Annotated in this window: 10 protein-coding genes; 6 read left to right on the forward strand and 4 right to left on the reverse strand. The window is 74.2% G+C overall.

All coding sequences use genetic code 11. The features are described from left to right. Positions 1-632 precede the first annotated feature (632 nt). A complete protein-coding gene (locus WME83_RS42670) occupies positions 633-1,400 on the forward strand; it encodes a hypothetical protein (RefSeq protein WP_437315447.1) in 768 nt (255 codons plus the stop codon). 93 nt (positions 1,401-1,493) lie between these two features. On the opposite strand, the gene WME83_RS42675 is transcribed toward WME83_RS42670, so the two are convergent. Beyond that, positions 1,494-2,921 carry a serine/threonine-protein kinase gene (locus tag WME83_RS42675; protein WP_437315448.1) on the reverse strand — a complete coding sequence of 476 codons (1,428 nt, stop codon included), beginning with the start codon at positions 2,919-2,921 and terminating at the stop codon, positions 1,494-1,496. 227 nt (positions 2,922-3,148) lie between these two features. Here WME83_RS42675 and WME83_RS42680 point away from each other — a divergent pair, with 227 nt between their 5' ends. From WME83_RS42680 to WME83_RS42700, 5 genes are all read left to right on the forward strand, one after another. Next, on the forward strand, positions 3,149-7,162 hold the full coding sequence (locus tag WME83_RS42680) for a protein kinase domain-containing protein (protein ID WP_437315449.1): 4,014 nt from the start codon (positions 3,149-3,151) through the stop codon (positions 7,160-7,162). Between the two features lie 501 nt (positions 7,163-7,663). Further along, on the forward strand, positions 7,664-8,416 hold the full coding sequence (locus tag WME83_RS42685; RefSeq protein ID WP_437315450.1) for a hypothetical protein: 753 nt from the start codon (positions 7,664-7,666) through the stop codon (positions 8,414-8,416). Between the two features lie 249 nt (positions 8,417-8,665). Further along, positions 8,666-9,823, forward strand: a complete 1,158-nt coding sequence (locus tag WME83_RS42690; RefSeq protein ID WP_437315451.1) for an alcohol dehydrogenase catalytic domain-containing protein — start codon at positions 8,666-8,668, stop codon at positions 9,821-9,823. A gap of 339 nt (positions 9,824-10,162) precedes the next feature. Then, positions 10,163-10,675 (forward strand): hypothetical protein, encoded by a 513-nt coding sequence (locus WME83_RS42695; protein ID WP_437315452.1) that lies wholly within the window; start codon positions 10,163-10,165, stop codon positions 10,673-10,675. Positions 10,676-10,870: 195 nt separating this feature from the next. After that, entirely contained in the window at positions 10,871-12,724 is a 1,854-nt protein-coding gene (locus WME83_RS42700) for a hypothetical protein (protein ID WP_437315453.1), read from the forward strand. A gap of 159 nt (positions 12,725-12,883) precedes the next feature. Here the strand turns inward: WME83_RS42700 and WME83_RS42705 are convergent, their stop codons facing one another. The 3 genes from WME83_RS42705 to WME83_RS42715 all read right to left on the reverse strand — a co-directional run bounded on the left by WME83_RS42705 (position 12,884) and on the right by WME83_RS42715 (position 17,271). After that, on the reverse strand, positions 12,884-13,831 hold the full coding sequence (locus WME83_RS42705) for a hypothetical protein (protein ID WP_437315454.1): 948 nt from the start codon (positions 13,829-13,831) through the stop codon (positions 12,884-12,886). 55 nt (positions 13,832-13,886) lie between these two features. Next, positions 13,887-15,089, reverse strand: coding sequence for a hypothetical protein (locus WME83_RS42710; RefSeq protein WP_437315455.1), 1,203 nt, complete (start codon positions 15,087-15,089; stop codon positions 13,887-13,889). 931 nt (positions 15,090-16,020) lie between these two features. Next, on the reverse strand, positions 16,021-17,271 hold the full coding sequence (locus WME83_RS42715) for a serine/threonine-protein kinase (RefSeq protein ID WP_437315456.1): 1,251 nt from the start codon (positions 17,269-17,271) through the stop codon (positions 16,021-16,023). Positions 17,272-17,293: the final 22 nt, after the last annotated feature.

Raw genomic sequence — 17,293 nt, forward strand, 5'->3', positions numbered from 1 at the left:
TCGGAGACGATCACCGTGGGCCTCGGCCAGGAGGCATAGTGATCCAAGGAGTCGCCGAGCGTCAGGACGGGGTGGAGGTCGGTCGATGCGCGCTTCACGGGGGGCACGCGGCCATCCAATCGAACTGCGCGGATCTGTCAACAAAACGGCGGAAATAGGCGCCGGCGGACCCGCCGGTGAGCCGGCCGGCGCCGGGGCGGCGCGCCCCGGCGCGCGGGGCGGTCACCCCCCCTGCCCTCCGGAGAGAGGTGCTCGACGAGGGCCGCCGGCCGCGATCACCGCATCACAGCCGCTCCGCGCGCCCGCGGTGGGCGCCGCCGCGCGGCCCTATGAAGACGTGCACGGATGTCGTCCGGAGAAGGCGCGCTGTGGACATGGAGGGAACGCTGTTCGAATGAAACCAACTGTGGCGAGCGGCGAGCGGCGAATCGCGCGGGGCCGAGCGCCGCGGCGACGGCTGCGACGGCGATTGTAGCGGCCGAGCGAGCAGCGTATGTTGGGTAGCTTCGTGCCCCACTTCGCTTCGCCGGAGCTCCGCCGCGACGCTCGCCGGGCCCCCGGCATCGGGTGAGATCACCCCACGCGGAACCATCGATTCCACACGGGAGGAAACCATGAGTGCAATGAAGTGCATGAGCTCACGATCCGTCGTTCGCGCGCTTCCAGCCGTCGCCCTGGCGGGATTGAGCCTGCTCGCGCCGCTCCCGGCAGCGGGCCAGTCGCTCGAGGCGCCCAGCCATTTCTACTGGGCCGACACCCTCGTCGCGCACATCGCCCCGGAGAACAACGAATACGGCAGCGGCACGACCTATGTTTACTGGGCCGGCGTCGAGGGGGCGACCGAGTACCGGAGCCGCAGCCTGTGCGCCTCGTTCGTCACCCAGGTCCTCAAGCGGGCCTATGACCTGTCGACCTACGACATCGCCGCGTGGTTCGGCAGCACGAGCCCCAACGCCGTCCTCTACCACGACAGGATCGTCGCGGAGGACGGCTTCGACGAGATCCTGACGGTGGACGAGATCCAGGCGGGCGACATCATCGCCATCGAGTATCCGACGGGGACCACGGCCTCCGGGCACGTCGCCATCGCGGCGAGCGCCGCGGTGCCGCGCTCGGGCACCTATCCGCTCATCGCGGGCACGACCCAGTACGTGCTCACCGTCCTCGACGCGAGCACCACCGGCCACGGGATGACGGACACCCGGCGCACGTCGGACGGCTCCTGGCACCCGGGCGTCGGGCGGGGCGACATGCGCCTTTATGCGAGCAGCAGCACCGGCGCGATCGTGGGATACACCTGGAGCCCGCAAGCAGGCTCGACGTACTACTCGAGGCAGATGCGCGATATCGTGATCGGGAGGCTCGCGGACTCGAGCGCCGCGCTCCCGGTGCCGCAATAGCGGCGCTCCCCGGCATCCCGCGCCTCCCGCGCCGGGCGGGCCGCCGCCGCGCCGCCTGACCCCGCGCCTCGCCAGGATCTCCGGTGCGCGGAGCTAGCGCGAGCGCGGCGCCGCCGAGAGGCGCGCCACCCGCAGGAGCTCCGGCGCGCGCTCCAGCGGCTCCGCGTCGACGTCGAGGCCGTCGAGCATCGCCGCCGTCGCGAGCACGCCGGGCAGCTCGACCTCCGGCGCCCACGCCTCGACATCCATCACCTCTCCGCCGACGACCTCCGACGCGCGCATCAGCGCCCGACCCGCGTGCAGGCAGAGGTTCACCTGCACCCGCGCGTCGCGCCCCCCGCGCTCGGAGAGCTCGCGCTCGAGCAGCAGCGCGGCCTCCACGATCTCCCGCCGCGACGCCCGGTCCGACGGCGCCGGGGCGGCGAGCTCCTTGAAGAACAGCAGCGTATTGCCCGTCTCCATCGCCGCGCCGAAGCCCCGCGCCGCGAGGAAGCGCGACGCGCGCGGCAGCACCGCGTCCATGTCGGCGAGCAGCGCGTCGTCAGGCTCGTCGGCGGCGCCGCACGCCGCGCGCACCTCGACGTGGATCGCGCCCACCCGGCGCTCCTCCGGGCTCCCCGGCAGCGGCGCGACGCTCTTGCGGGCCGCGGCCACGGCGGCGCGGAGCCCCTCGATGAACTCCGCCGCCGTCTGGTGCCGCGCGGCCGGGTCCTTGGCCATCGCGCGGAGCACCACGCCGTCGAGCTCGGGGCTCACGGGCGCCTCGCGGCTCGGGCTCGGCGGGAGCACCCAGAGGTGCATGTGCAGGAGCGTCGCGAGCATCGAGTCGAGGAACGGGAGCTTGCCTGTCAGCATGTAATAGGCGAGCGCGCCGAGGGCGTAGACGTCCGTCCTCGGGTCCGCCGCCTGCCCCCGGATCTGCTCGGGCGCCATGCACGCCGGCGTGCCGAGCAGGTGCGTCGGCGCCGTGATGCCCGGCCCCGCGTCGTCAAGGACCTTGGCGACGCCGAAGTCGAGGAGGATCACGCGCGCAGGACCGCCCTCGTCGGCGATGAACACGTTCGAGGCCTTGAGATCCCGGTGCACGATCGCGCTCCCGTGAACCGCCGAGAGCGCCTCGCAGACCGGCTCCAGGATCTCGAGGGCCTCCTCCGGCGAGAGCCTGCCGCGCGAGGTGATGTACGACTGGAGATCGACCCCGCGGAGGAGCTCCATCGCAAAGAACGGCCGGCCCCCGGGGAGCTCGCCGCAATCGAGGATGCGGATCACATTGGGATGGTCGATCCGCCGGATCGTCTGGATCTCGCGCTCGAACCGCACGACTGCCTCGCGGGTGAACACGAGCTCCGGGTGGAGCACCTTGACCGCCGCGCGCTCGCCGCTCTCCGCGTGCACGGCGCGGTAGACGACGCCGAAGCTGCCGTGAGCGATGCTCTGCTCGACCACGTAATCGCCCACACGGCTGCCGGCGGGGAGCGTCTGCGGGCGGCCCGACGACGCGGGCGCTGCGCAGGTGTCCATGCACAAAACCGCCTCACCGGCGCCGCCGCCGCACGCCGTGTCGAGCGCGCCCGCCCCATCCGACACGGCCCTCTGCGCCGCATCGTCCTGGGTCGGGGCCACCGAGCGAACGGTCTCTTGCCACACCCTCGCGGAAGAAGCACACCCCGTTCCATCGCGATGGCCGGGGCGGAGGAAGCCTTCGTCCGGGCCGTCGAACGGGCTAAGCTCTCGTCCAAGGAGGCAGCTTGCCGCGCTGTCAGGTCTGCCATCGCCGCATCTCCGGCACGAAGCCCTGCCCGCGCGACGCCTGGCTCCCGCCGCCGAGCGACGCCCTCGACGCGGCGCAGGAGCCGGCCCCGTCGCTGCCCGGGATGACGCCGCTCGGGCGCATCGGCGCGGGCGGCTTCGCCACGGTGTGGGAGGCGGCGCGGGCCGAGGGCGGCGAGCCCGTCGCCCTCAAGGTCGGGCGGTGGGCGAGCCCGCTGATGGTGGAGCGATTCCGCCGCGACGCGGAGGCGCTCGAGCAGGTGGGCCCGCCGCACGTGCCCCGGGTGGTCGCGCACGGCGCGCTGCGCGACGGGCGGCCGTACATCGCGATGGAGCTCATCCGCGGCAGGACGCTCGCCGATGTGCTCGCCGAGCTCGAGGGCCCGCTGGGCGCCGAGGACGTGGTGACGCTGGGCGCGGCCATCCTCGAGTCGCTCGCGGCGGCGCACGCGAAGGGCGTGATCCACCGCGATCTGAAGCCGGAGAACCTGCTCCTGGCCGAGGGGGGGCAGCGCCTCGCGCTCCTCGACTTCGGCCTGACGAAGCACGCGCGCGCGCCGGAGGACGAGGGCCTCACGCCCCGCGGCACGGTCCTCGGCACCCCGGAGTACATGGCCCCGGAGCAGATCCGCGGCGACCCGATCCAGGACGAGCGCACGGACATCTACGCGTTCGGCGTGATCCTCTACGAGCTCCTGACGCTGCGGACGCCGTTCACCGGCGATCGGGGCGAGATCGAGCACGGCCACCTCGCGCTCCGCCCGCACCGACCCCACGAGTTCGCCGCCGTGCCCGACGCGCTGGAGCGGCTCGTCCTCGCCTGCCTCGCGAAGGAGCCCGAGCGCCGCCCGCCCGACGTCGCCGCGCTGCGGCGCGCGCTCGAGCAGGCGCGCCCGGGCGGCGCGCAGCCCGCGCCGAACACGCAGCCCGCGCGCGGCGCGCTGCTCACCGAGGGCCGCCAGCCCGCGGTCGTGCTCGTGGTCGAGGCCAGGGGCGCGGCCGCCGTCGTGATGAGCGCCGTCGCGGCGCGCAAGGGGTTCGTGGCGAGGCAGCGCGGGGGCCGGCTCGTGTGCGTGTTCTCGGGCCTCGACGCCGACGACCCGGTGAGCGCCGCGATCGCGGTCGCCCGCGAGGTCGAGGAGCGGCGCGCCGGGCGCGCGGCCGTGCACATCGCCGGGCTGATCGTGCGCCGCAAGGAGCAGGGGCCGCCCGCGGTCTACGGCGCGCCGGTCGAGCAGCCCGACGCCTGGATGCCGCGGGGCGACTGGAGCGGCGTCGTGCTCACCGCGGATCTCGTGCGCGCCCTGCCGGAGGGCGAGCTCCGCGGGATCTCGCGCGACGCCGCGCTCTCGCCCGCGCCCTTCCCCGCGTTCTACCGGCTCGCCGAGCGCTCGCGCTCCCCGCCGGGCTCCGCGAGCGCCGCGCCGCTCGTCGGCCGCGACGACGTCGTCGGCGCGCTCGCGGTGAGCATGGAGGCGAGCCTCTCCGGCGGGAGCCCGGGCCTGTTCACCCTCATCGGCGAGGGGGGCCTCGGCAAGTCGCGCCTCATCGACGAGGCGGCCGCGCTCGTCGGGCGCATGCAGGAGGGGGCGCAGCTCATCGCCCTGCGCGCGGCGCAGCCGCTCGCGGGCGAGCGCGTGTCCGGCCAGCTCCTCGCCCGCGTGCTCGACGTGGACGCCGCCGCGCGGCCCGAGGAGGTGCGGGCGCGCTGCGCGGAGCGGCTCGGCGAGGCGCTCGCCGAGGAGGCGTGGACGGCGGTGGCCGCGGCGCTCGGGTGGACGCCGCCGGACGCCGCGGACGCGTCGCCGTGGTCGCTGCGGCAGAGCACGATGCGCGCGATCGCCGAGGGGCTCCGCCGCCGCGCGCGCGAGGCGCCGGTCGCGGTCCTCGTCGACGACGCGCACTGGGCGGACGACGCGGCGCTCGACGCGCTCGAGCTCGCGACGCTCGACGCGCCGGGCTGCCCGCTCTGGGTGCTCGTCGCGGCGCACCCGCGGTTCGAGGACATGCGCCGGAGCTGGGGCGCGCGCGCCGAGCGGCACGACCGGGCGGCGCTCGGGCGGCTCTCGGAGCAGGACGCGATGCGGCTCGCGGCCGAGCTCCTCCTGCCCGCGGAGTACCCGCCCGAGGCCGCGCTCCGGCAGCTCGCGAGCTGGTCCGGGTACAACCCGTCCACCCTGACCGAGCTCGTCCGGGCGCTGAAGCGCACCGGCGCGGTCCAGCGGCGCCCGACCGGGGCCTTCTACGTGGCGACCGCCGCGCTCGATCAGCTCCCGCCGCTGCCCGTGTGGCAGTGGCTGGCCGCGCGCCGGCTCGACGCGCTCTCGCCCGAGCTCGCGGCCTGCGTGCGGCTCTGCTCCGCGCTCGGGCCCGACTTCACCCGGGAGGAGGTCGAGGCGATCCAGGACGCGATCGAGCAGGCGGGCGGGGCGAGCACGCCGATGGACGCCGGGGTCGGCCTGGGCGCGCTCGTCCAGCTGGGCCTGCTCGTGCGCGGCGAGCGGGGGATCTACGCGTTCGAGAGCGCGACGTTCCGCGACGCGGTCTACGACGCGCTCGCGCCGGCCCAGCGCCAGGCGATCCACGCGCACGCGTTCGCGTTCTGGCGGGCGCGCGTGGACCCCGGCGCCCCGGACCTGCGGGGGCTCGGGCACCTCTCGCGGCACGCGGCCGCGTGCGGCGAGCGCGCCACGGCGGCGTCGGCCCACCTCGCGCTCGGCGACCGGGCGGCGGCGAGCCACGGCAACGTCGAGGCCGACCAGCGCTACACGGCCGCGCTCGCGCTCCTCCCCGAGGACGACGCGCGGGGGCGCGCGCGCGCGCTCGCCGGCCGCGGCAAGGCGCGGTACTGCCTGCACCGGATCCCCGAGGCGCTCGCGGATCTCGCGCTCGCGCGCGAGCTCGCGCGGGGGCTCGGCGACGACCGGCTCACGGCCGAGCTCCTGCTCGAGGAGGCGACGGCGCTGGATCACGCGACCGACTACGCCGCGTCGGCGCGGCGCGCGTTCGAGGCGCGCGAGATCGTCGAGCGCCTCGGGGACCTCCGGCTCGAGAACCGCCTGCGGATGGCGCTCGGCCGCTCGTGCTGGCGGCAGCAGCGGGTGGCGGAGGCGATCGAGCTCCTCGGCCGCGCGTCGGCCGGGGCCGCGGCCGAGGGCGACCAGGAGACGCGGGTCATCTCGCTGCTGCTCCTGTCGATGGCGCTCGTGATCGCGGGCCGGCTCGCCGACGCGGAGGCGCGCTTCTGCGAGGTGATCGCGCTCTCCAAGGAGAGGAAGGATCGGCTGCACCTCTGCTCGGCGTACGCCAACCGCGCCTACCTGTGGGCCGCGCTGAGCGCGCCCGAGCGCGGGCTCAAGGACCTGAGCCGCGCGGTCGAGCTCGCGCGCGAGATCGGCAACCCCGAGCCCGAGCACGTCGCGACGCACAACCTCGCCGAGCTCTTGCACTGGTGCGGGCGCGAGGACGAGGCGCTCGCGCTGGCGCGCCGCTCGCGCGTGCTCGACGAGCGCTTCGGCGAGCGCGACGCCCCGGACGACGCCCTGCTCATCGCCCGCATCCAGGCGGCGCGCGGCGATTTCGTGGAGGCGGCGCGCCTCGTCGCGTGGGTCGCCGCGCGGTGCAGCCCCGACGCCTCGGCGCCGGCGCTGTTCGCGCTGTTCCGGACGCTGAAGCTGGTGCTCGCGGCCGAGGGGATCGAGCTCCCCGCGGGCACGGAGGAGCCGGGGGACGGCTGGGAGGCGCTCACCGATTTCGCGGAGCGCACCCTGCCGGTGGAGGAGCTGCTCGAGGTGCTCTATTTCCGCGCGCGCGTCGCCGCGTCCGCCGGGCGTCACCGCGAGGCGTCGGCGGCGCTCGAGCGCGCGCGGCCCGTGCTCGCCGGCTGCCGCATGTGGCAACCCCGCTTCGAGGCGGTGGCGGCGCTGCTGCCGTCGCCTGCCGAGCCGTCCGAGGGCGATGCACCCCCTGACGCGCTCGCGCGCAGGGAGTAACGAAAACTGCGCCCGGGTGAGCGCTGAACCCCGATGCAAATCGCCTCAGCGTGGCGAGAGGGTGTCGCGGCGCCGGCGCTTCGCGCGCGCGTCCGGGAGCGAGAATTCGGGCTGAAAGCGCGCAATGCGACGGGCGCGGGAGCGGCGGGCCGCCGGGCTGATGCATTTCGCCTCAGTGCCGGGCATGAGGACGATGTAGGGGCTACCGCGGACGTCGACCGGGTGCGATGCGGAGCCCGACCGTGGGGCGTTCCACCGTCGGTGCGATGCGGGCGGGAGTGGTCAGGCATGGCCCGACGATTGCAGCGATTTCAGCAAACCCCACCGCACTCGAAGAGAGAGGCACCCATGAGACTTACCGCGCTACGGACGGTTGTTGCGATTCCCTGCCTTGCGTTGTTCGGCTGTGTCACGAGCGCCGATCCGGGCTCCGAGGAGGCGGTGGGCACGTCGGAACAAGAGGTGATATCGACGAACCGGCTGTCGATGAATCGCCTCTCGATGAATCGCCTCTCGATGAACAGCCTCTCGATGAACCGCCTCACGGCGGACGGCCGCACGCTGGCCACCACGGACTTGCTGCGCGACGAGGACGGCCGTGAGCTCCTCCGCTACACCATCGCCTGCGCGCTCCCCGAGGGGAAGGCGCTCGTGGGCGAGGCGGACGGCACGACGTACAAGTTCCCGGGGCGGATCGGCCTCGCGCCCGACTGGCTGCGCGCCCCGCTCCCCGAGAAGTCCCAGCGCTGGGTCACGGCGTGCCTGCTCGCGCACGTGAACGGGTACGGCGTCGAGGTCGCGATCTCGCTGCGGGGCCGCCACCCGGCGCTGGCCGCGGACAGCGCGGAGCGGCAGGCCTATCAGCAGGAGGAGATCTCCTTCTTCGGCAACGTGTTCCAGCCGCTCGGCCTGCGCGACGAGCTCGGCGACATCGGCTCGCGGATGTACGCTTGCGGCGGCGCCTTGCTCCAGCTGTCGTGCGCCGGCAACGAGACCAACTTCGCGCCGGAGCGGACGTGCGCGTCGAAGGACGACTGCAGCCTCAAGTTCCTGGGCCCGTGCCGCGACCTGACGGACCTGAAGGGCAGCGTGTGCAAGAACGCCTCCCTCGAGGGCTACGAGCGGTGCGAGGCGACGGTGACCACCCCGGGGGGCAAGTCCATGAAGACCCCGTACGATGAGGTCGTGACGGTGTTCCTGCAGCGGCCCGACTTCTCGGCCTTCTATCCGCTCTGCACGCCGCTGTTCCCCTGAGCGCGCCCGCCTCCCACGCCGCGCCGCCGTGGGATCCGCGGGGCGGCGCCTCTCCGCTCCGCCTCCGAAGGGCTCCGCGCCACGCGAGCGCAGAGCCCGCCCGTGAACCGGCCCTCGTTCGTCCCGGCCGTGCGCTTTGACGCCCTGCTGCCGGCGCACCCTCGGCGCGCGCGTCGCCGGACGCGGCAGAGGGGCATACAGGTTGCAGACATTTCGCCCGGTCCCACGGCACGAAGGCGAGGAGGGCGAATGAAGGCGCTTGTGTTTCACAGCCCAAAGCATGTCAGCGTGGACACCGTCGACGCGCCGGTCCTGCTGCGGACGACCGATGCGATCGTGCGGGTGACGAGCACGGCCATCTGCGGGTCGGATCTGCATGTCTACAATGGGCTGATCCCGCAGGAGAAGCCGCTCGTCCTCGGGCACGAATTCATGGGGATCGTCGAAGAGGTGGGGAGCGAGGTGAAGCGGCTCCGCCCGGGCGATCGCGTGCTCGTGCCCTTCGCCATCGCGTGCGGGAGCTGCTTCTTCTGCGAGAGGGACCTGCCTGGGCATTGCGAGCGCTCGAACCCGGGGCATTACGGGCCCGAGGGGAATGTCATCAGCTCGAAGGGGGGCGGGCTCTTCGGGTACACCGACCTGTATGGCGGATATGCGGGCGGGCAGGCCGAGATGGTCCGCGTGCCGTTCGCCGACGTGGGGCCGCGCAAGGTCGATGACGACCTGACGGACGAGCAGGTCTTGTTTTTGACGGACATCCTCCCGACCGGCTACACCGCCGTCGACTGGGCCGGGATGCAGGGCGGAGAGACGGTGGCGGTCATCGGCTGCGGGCCGGTGGGCATCATGGCCATGAAGTGCGCCTGGCTCCGCGGCGCAGCGCGCGTGATCGGGGTCGATCGGGAGGAGTACAGGCTGGAGAAGGCGCGCGAGATCGCCTCGGCCGAGACCGTCAACGTGGAGTCGGGGGTCGCGCAGGAGTTCATCCGAGCGGCGACCGGCGGCCGCGGCGCCGACGTCTGCATCGACGCCGTCGGCATGGAGGCGCACCGGACGCCGCTCGAGAAGATCTCCAACATGGTTCACGGGCAGATCGGCTCGTTCGTCGCCTTCAAGCTGGCGGTGAGCGCGGTCCGCCGGGGCGGGGTCGTCAGCGTGGTCGGCGTGTATGGCATGCCGTACGACAACTTCCCGCTCGGGCAGCTCTTCGACAAAGGGGTGACCGTGCGCTTCGGCCAGGCCCCGGTCCACAAGCACGTGGACAAGCTCCTCGGGTGGATCAGGGAGGGCAAGCTGCGCGCGGACGACGTCATCACGCACCGACTCCCGCTCGCGGAGGCGGCGCGGGGGTACGATCTCTTCAATGGGAAGAAAGACGGCTGCGTGAAGGTCGTGCTGAAGACCTGAACGCCCGTCCGGCCGAGGCGCGGCAACGAGGCGGAGATCCAGGCGCGCAATCATGCGCGCAGACGATTGACGTATTCTCGTCGCTTTATCGCGCGCAATCGATACCGCAATGGCGGTCCCTCCGCCGGCCGCTGCCGGCCCCGCCGGCTCGAGCCTTGGACAGCGTGGGTCGGGCCCCCGGGCCTCACGCAGCGTAGATCAGACCCAACAACGTCCTCTCGCGGAGCCCTCCGTTTCCGGTTGACATCCGCCACGGCGCATGGATCGACCACACTGCGCGCGTCCATGGCTGTCGATCTCGTGCGATACTCTCGCCCTCCGTGCCGCTGGAGAGCTCCCATGCACCGATCCCTCCTCGCCCAAGGCCTCGTGCTGTCGCTCGCGCCGTTCGGGTGCTCTGCTAGCCCGGAAATTCCTGAAGCGTACGGCAAGGCGATCATGAACCTGAACGGGGAGGAGCTGGTGCTCGACACGGGCGATGACGGCAAGCTGCCTGTCCCCAGATTCGATGACAGCTGGGACGTTGACTGCTCCATCGTCAATGGCGAGACCAATCTGGAGCTGGCGGATCGCTCGAAGGGCAGGAGGGGCTTCTACTACCTCGATCTCCATCTGCTCGGCAGCGAGCGCCAGGGCGGCGACGCCGCTGTCGTGAACATGCGAATGTACGTCGACGATGCGCTTTTTGACGGCTCTTGTCCGGCCACGCTCCGGACGTCGCAGCAGCGATCGCACGAATGCACGTTCTCGTTCGCCGGGTGCGATTTGCGCCCGCTCGGCGGTGCCCAGGACGGTATCCAGGCGCGCCTCGAGCGCGCGTCATTTCACTTGAAATGGTGCTTCGTCCCGTGAGCGGGCGCGCCCGCGGCGCGTTCCGAGGAGAGCCCCCCTCGGGCGCCGGGCGACCGCTCCGCCCGCAGACCGTCCTCGAGGGCGCGCGAGGCGCTCGGGGCGGGCCAGCGCTGCCTCGGGCGCGCCGCGGCGAGGCGTTCGGGGCGCCCGAGGCAGCGCTGGCCCGCGCGTCTGCCCACGGGTAAACATCGAACCATGGTGGATGCGTCCCCCCGGCGACGGTTCAGCGCCGCGTTCGCTCGCTGGTCTCGCCGCGTCCGGCGGCGGCTCGCGCTGGAGCTGATCCTCACCGGCGCCGCCGCGGGGCTGATGCTCGGCGCGGCGGGCGCAGCGGCCGCCTGGCAAACGCGGAACGGCGCGCTGCGCCCCTGGATGGCCGGCGGCGGCCTGCTCGGGGCGGCGGCCGGCGCGGCGGTGGCGCGGCGGCGGCGGTGGTCGGATCCGGACGTCGCGCTGTTCCTGGACGGCAAGCTCGGCGCGTCCGAGTCGGTCTCCACGGCCGTGGAGCTCGCGGCGGCCGAGCGCCCGGGTGACGGCGCGCCCCGCGCCGGCGCGCCTCCGGCCCGCGACGTGGTGTTCGCCCACGCCGCGGCGGCCCTCGATCGGGCGACCGCGAAGGAGGTCCGCGCGCCGCTGTGGCGCCCGTGGCACGCCGGAGCGCCCCTCGCGGCCGCGGTCATCGGTTATCTCAGCTGGGCTCCGCTGCCGCCTGCCCCCGCCAGCGCGGCGCCCCCGCCCGGGGCCGAGCAGGTGCGCATGGCCGAGATCGCCGGGCTGGAGCGGGTGATCCAGCTGGCGGAGGTCGACGCTCGGGACGCCGCGCAGCGCGATCGATTGAAGCGGCTCGCGGACGACGCGAAGCGGCTCCGCGACAAATTGAGGAGCGGCGTCGAGCGCCGCGAAGCGCAGGCCGACATCGGCAGGCTCCGCGACGCGATCACGGCGGAGCGGCTGTCGCTCGGCGAGGGCGAGCAGCGCCACGGGATGGAGTCGGCGCTCGGCAAGCTCGGGGAGGACCCGCAGCTGAAGCGGGCGGCGAAGGCGCTCGGCGACCGCGATCTCGTGGCGTTCGACGAGGAGATGGAGCGGATCGCGAACCGGGTCGAGAAGACCGATCGCGAGCGGGCCAGAAAGGCGCTCGAGGAGGCCGCCGAGGCCGCGAAGCGGGCCGGCGCCCCCGGCGTGGCGAAGGCGCTCGAGGAGCAGCGCGAGCTCCTGGATCGGCGCGGCCAGGAGGCCGACAAGCTGAGGGAGCTCGCCGAGGCGCTCGGCGAGGCGCTCGGCGACGAGGGGCGCGAGGCGCTCGGCGAGCTCGGTCGGACCGGGAGCGGCAAGGACGCGCGGCGGCTCGCCGACAGCCTCGGGAAGGCGCTCGAGAAGCTGAGCCCGGAGGAGCGTCGGCAGCTCGCCGAGCGCCTCAAGCGGCAGGTGGCGCGGTCGCCCGAGGGCGCGCCCGGGGAGGCCGCGTCGGAGGAGCAGCTGCGCGAGATGGCGCGGCAGCTGGCGACGCCCGAGGGCCAGCGGCAGCTCGAGGAGCAGCTGCGCCGGATGGCCCAGGAGGGAGGCCCGAGCAGCGAAGAGTCGGAGCGCCAGCGCGCGCTCGACGACGCGCAGCGCGGGGCGGGCGAGGCCGAGGGGCAGCTCGGGGGGACGCCGGTCCCGGCGCCGATCGCCGGCGGATCGGGCAACGCGGGTCCGGGCGGCGAAGGGCGCGGCGAGGGCTCGCAGGCGGGCGGCGGAGGCACGCGAGGGCGAGGGCCCGGGCAGCCAGGTCGCTCGGAGGGAGGCGGGCCGGGCAGCCACGAGGGGCAGACCGGCGCGATCGCGGGGGGCGAGCTGCGCTCGCGCGCCGACGCGCGGATCAATCCGGGCAGGCCGATGCCAGGGGTCGTGATGGGCCGGACCGCAGGGCGCGCCGGAGACACCGCCAACGTGCAAGGCGAGGGCGCGCTCGGCGTCGTGGGTCCCCAGGAGATCGGCGGCGTCGAGCGCAGCGACGTCCCGGAAGAGTACCGCGAGCAGGTCGGGCGCTACTTCCAACCCCGGTGAGCCCGGGCGTGGCGTGCGCGCCGCGCTCCGGGCCGACCCGCCGAGCGGATGCCGGGCGCGGAGCGGGGCGGCGCCGCGCGGGAGACGGCCGCGGCTGCCGCGGAAGCCGTCGTGCGGAGGCGCTGGAGCGGCGGTCCCGCCGGTCGGGCGGCGGTGGGCTCAGAAGCTCGCGCCGACCAGCAAGCCCTTCGCGTCGGCGGTGACGAGGGGCACGGCGTGGATGCGGGTGAGCCCGGTCTGCGGGGCCGGCAGCGTGCGGCTCGACGTGCTGAGCGCGTACACGGCGGTCCCGGCGAGCACCACGCCGCCGCCGATGAAGCTCCAGAAGGAGAGGTTGGCGAGCGTGGTCTGGGTGTCGCGCAGGTCGCTGCGCCGCTGGCTCGGGGACGGCTCCGCCGCGGCGGACTTGCCCTTCGCGGTGGAGAGGATCGCGAAGGTCACGCCCGAAGCGACCCCGAGCAGCCCGACCGCTCCGCCCGCGACCACCAGCGGGAGGTTCGAGCCGGCGTCGAGGCTCAAGGCGATGCTCTGGTCCGAGCCCCTCGCCACGAGCAGCGACGTCGACGTCCGGGCGCCGGAGCGGCGCGCCTCGATGGTGCGCTTGCCGGGATCGACGAACACCTGGGCCTCGAGGGGCGAGTGTCCGATGAGCTTGCCGTCGATGAGCACCTGGGCATCGTCGACGTTCACGCGGATGCGGAGCGTGCCGACGTGCGCCTTGGCCTCGGCGAGCCGCTGCTCCAAGAAGCGCTTCTTCTCTTCCTTCTCGCCGAGGGGAAACGTGTTGAGCGCGTACAGGAGGTGCTCGGCCGCCTCGCGGGGCTGGTTCACCTCCAGCTCGACGTTCCCGAGATTGCCGGCGACGTCGAAGCTCTGCTGGAGGTCCCACGCCGCCTGATAGCGCGCCTCCGCCTCGACGAACCGCGCCTCGTCGTAGAACCTGTTCCCCTCGCGGTAGAGCTGCGCGGCGCGCTCGCCCTCGCTCGATGTCGCGGCCGGCGCGTCGGTCGGAGAGGTGGGCGTGAGCCGAGCTTTGCCGGTCGCGGCCGCGACGCCCGGCGCCAGGACGACCATGGAACACAGGAGGAACAGAGGCGCGTATTTCAAGAATGGCTTTCGCATGGTGACTGCCGGGGGATTGCACTCCGGAGAGGGCGACGCCTCAGGGGAAGGGGCGCGGGGGCGCGGTCGTCCCCGGGGGCGTCGTGGGCAACGCAGAGGTCACGGACGGCAGCGGTGGGGGGAGCGGAGGGCTCACGGACGACGATTCGTAGACATCTTCCGGCGCGGCAGGCCTGGGCGGACGCTTTGCCTGCACCGCAGGGCGCGGCGAGGGCGGGCGGGCGGCCACCGCGCCGGAAGGCGCGGACGGCGCGCTCGGCTCCGCGGCAGGCGACGTCGGCGGTGCGTCGGACGCGGCGGGGGCTGGCTCCGCCGCGGGAGGCGGCGGCTCAGCGGTCGCCACCGGAGGCGGCGTCGGCGCCGGCTCGGGCAGCGCGCTCGGCGTGGGCGCCGCGGTGCCGGGCTCGGGGGCCGGGGCGCGGCCGTCGCCGGCGACCGGGGCGTCTGGAGAGGCCGGAGGGTTGGCGGCGCGCCACAGCACCCAGAAGCCCGCGACGGTCGCGCTGCCCAGAAACACGAGCAGCGCGAACAGGCCCAGCGGAGCGATGCGGCGGCGCGCCGCGAGCGCTGCCGCGGAGGCAGCGGCGGCCACGGCGGCGTCGGGGCGCGCCGCGGCCTGTGGCACTTCCGCTCGAGGAGCGGCGCCGGCGGGCTGGGGAGCGGGCGCCGGAGCCAGCCGCTGCTTGCGGGTCGGCTCTTCGGGCGGGGGCCAGACGCCGCTGCCCACGCCCACGCGGGCCGTGCGCACGCCGGTGCGCGCGCTGCCCGGCCCCTCGGGGACCGCCTGCGGGGGGCCCGGCATGCCGTGCACGGGGATCCGGCGCATCGTCGGGCGGTTCCGTTCGTCGACGCCCTTCAGCAGCGACGGCGCGACCTGGATCTTCTGCAGGTCCATCGCCTGGTGCTCCCGGTTCGGGGGCAGGGTGACCGGGGGAACGTACACCTGCTTGTCGCTGGGCCCCGCCTCGCGATCCTGACGGCGCCGCGGCCTGGGCTCGCCCCACTGCATCATTCGCTCGACGGGCGGCGCGGCGGCGGCGGGCGCGGCCTCGTCGGGCCTGCGGCGCGGATCCTGGGAAAGCGCCCGCTGCTGCGCCAGCGAAGGGTGCTCCTGCGGTGCGAAGCTCGGCGCCTCGTACCCGCGCGGCGGCTGCTGCGGCTGCGGCTGCGGCGCGGCGTCGCCCGCAGCGCCTTGACCTGCCGGCTGCCCTGGCGAGCTCTTGTTCGCGTTCCTGTTGGTCATGCCTGCCCCTCTCGCCACGTGCAAAAGGCGCGCTGCTGCCCAGCGTGGGCAGCAGCGCATCGAGCACCCGGTCCAAGGCTCCGCGTTGTCATGGGCGTGCTCCCGAGGCGAGCGGCCTCGACCGCTGCTCTGCCGACGGTGCGGCGGGCGCCGCGGCAGCGCTCCGGCCAGCGCGGGTGCGCCGCGGGCCAGCGTCGAACGTGCGCTGGCCGGCGCGCGACACCTCGGAGCTCGCTCGGGGGCAGGGCCACGGCATAGCCCCGAAGATACCCCACCCAGCCGTCGCCACCACGCACCCAAGCATCACGACCCCTCCGCAGCGATACAACGACAGCGTCCAGGGATGCACCTGGATCGGAAGCCTCTGCCGTCGCGGGCGTGACGGCGCCGCTCGATGGCCGCGTACCGACGTCCCGGAACGAGACTCGTGCGAGGCGCGGCCCTGCGGGCCGACCGAGCGCGAAGTTGATGCTGGCCATCCTTCTGCTGCCTTCCTGGAATTTGCGGGAGACGTCCATGGCTACGCTGTCGTGTCTGTTGCGATGCCGCAGCCTTGATTTGTTGCATTCACCCTGCACCTGGCACCCCACCCAGGTTGAGCCGTCCCCGACCCGGGTTGACCCCACCCAGGTTGAGCTGCCCCCGACCTGCCCCCGACCCGGGTTGACCCCACCCAGGTTGAGCTGCCCCCGACCCAGGTTGACCCACCCAGGTTGGGCTGCCCCGAGCTGCCCCCGACCCGGGTTGACCCCACCCAGGTTGAGCCGCCCCGACCCAGGTTGAGCGCCGGCCCCGACCCAGCCGCCCTCCACCCAGGTTGAGCCTCCCGCCGGCGCCAGCGCTGCCCATCCATCCCACCCCCGCATGGTACCGGTTTCGTCGCCCCGGGTGAGGCTCCTCGCGACCTCGGCGACGGCGTCGCGGCCGCCCGTCAGCCGACGACGCTCACCAGCAGCGCCACGGCGAAGCCGAACAGCACCACGCTCACCACCAGCATCACCATCGCCGCCACGCTGGCCTCCGCGCGCGCCTGGCGCCGTCGCACGCGCCTCGCCCCGCCCCTCCGCGCCTCCGGAGCGCGCGGCAGCGCACGTCCCGAGCCAGGCTGCTCCGCCCCGCCGGGCGCCGTGAGGCCGAACGCCTCCACCGTCGCGCTCAACGTCGGTGCGACCAGCGCGCGGACCGGCGGCACCGTCAGCGGCGCCGTGCTCTCCCAGCGCGCCCCCGTCGGTAAGGCCGGCGCCGGCCCCGCCCCTCCCGAGAGCGCCGCGGCGATGCGCGACAGCTCGTCCGCGAACGCCGCGGCGTCCGGGAAGCGCAGCTCCGGGCGCTTCTCGAGCGCCCTCATGACGGCGCGGTCGAGCTCCGGCGGCACCGGCCGCGGCGCGTGGCAGGACGGCGGCGCGGGCACCTCGCTGGCGTGGGCGCGCACGAGATCGGGGACGCGCCTCACGTGCTCGAACGGGCCGCGGCCAGCGAGCAGCGTGTAGAGCACCACGCCGGCTGCATACACGTCGGTGCGAGCGTCGACGGCGAGCCCGCACGCCTGCTCGGGCGACAGATAGCGCGGCGTCCCGACGAGCACCCCCTCCTCGGTCTGATAGAGCGACGGCGCCGGCGCGCGGCCGTCGCCGCGCGGAGCGACCACCTTCGCGATGCCGAAGTCCAGCACCTTCACCACGCGACGCCCCCGCGCGTCCGCGTCGCACACGAACAGGTTCTCGAGCTTCACGTCGCGGTGGACGATGCCCGCGCCGTGCGCCGCGGCGAGGCCGGCCAGCGTCTGCGTCATGAGGTCGAGCGCCTCCAGCGGCGGCAGCGCGCCGCGCGCCGCGAGCTCCTCGCGCATCGTCCGGCCGTAGAGCCGCTCCATCACGAGGAACGTCCGCCCCTCGGCCGTCCGCCCGAAGTCGGTGACCATCACCAGGTTGGGATGGGCGAGCCGCGCCAGCGACTGCGCCTCGACCCGCATCCGCTCCACGAGCCGCGGCTCGCGGTTCAGATCGCGGTGCAGGAGCTTCACCACCACGGGCTTGTCGAGGCCCACGTGCGCGGCCTCGATCACCTCCCCCATCCCGCCTCGCCCGAGCCGACGCACCGGCCGGTACGGCGTTCCGTACAGCAACGTGTCGCTCAGCTCGGGCGCCGAGCACCGGCAGTCGTCGTGCGAAGGCAAGGCCATCCTCCGCGGGTCGAGGTCGCAC

The organism is Sorangium sp. So ce385 (assembly GCF_051474135.1).
GTDB lineage: Bacteria > Myxococcota_A > Polyangia > Polyangiales > Polyangiaceae > Sorangium > Sorangium cellulosum_D.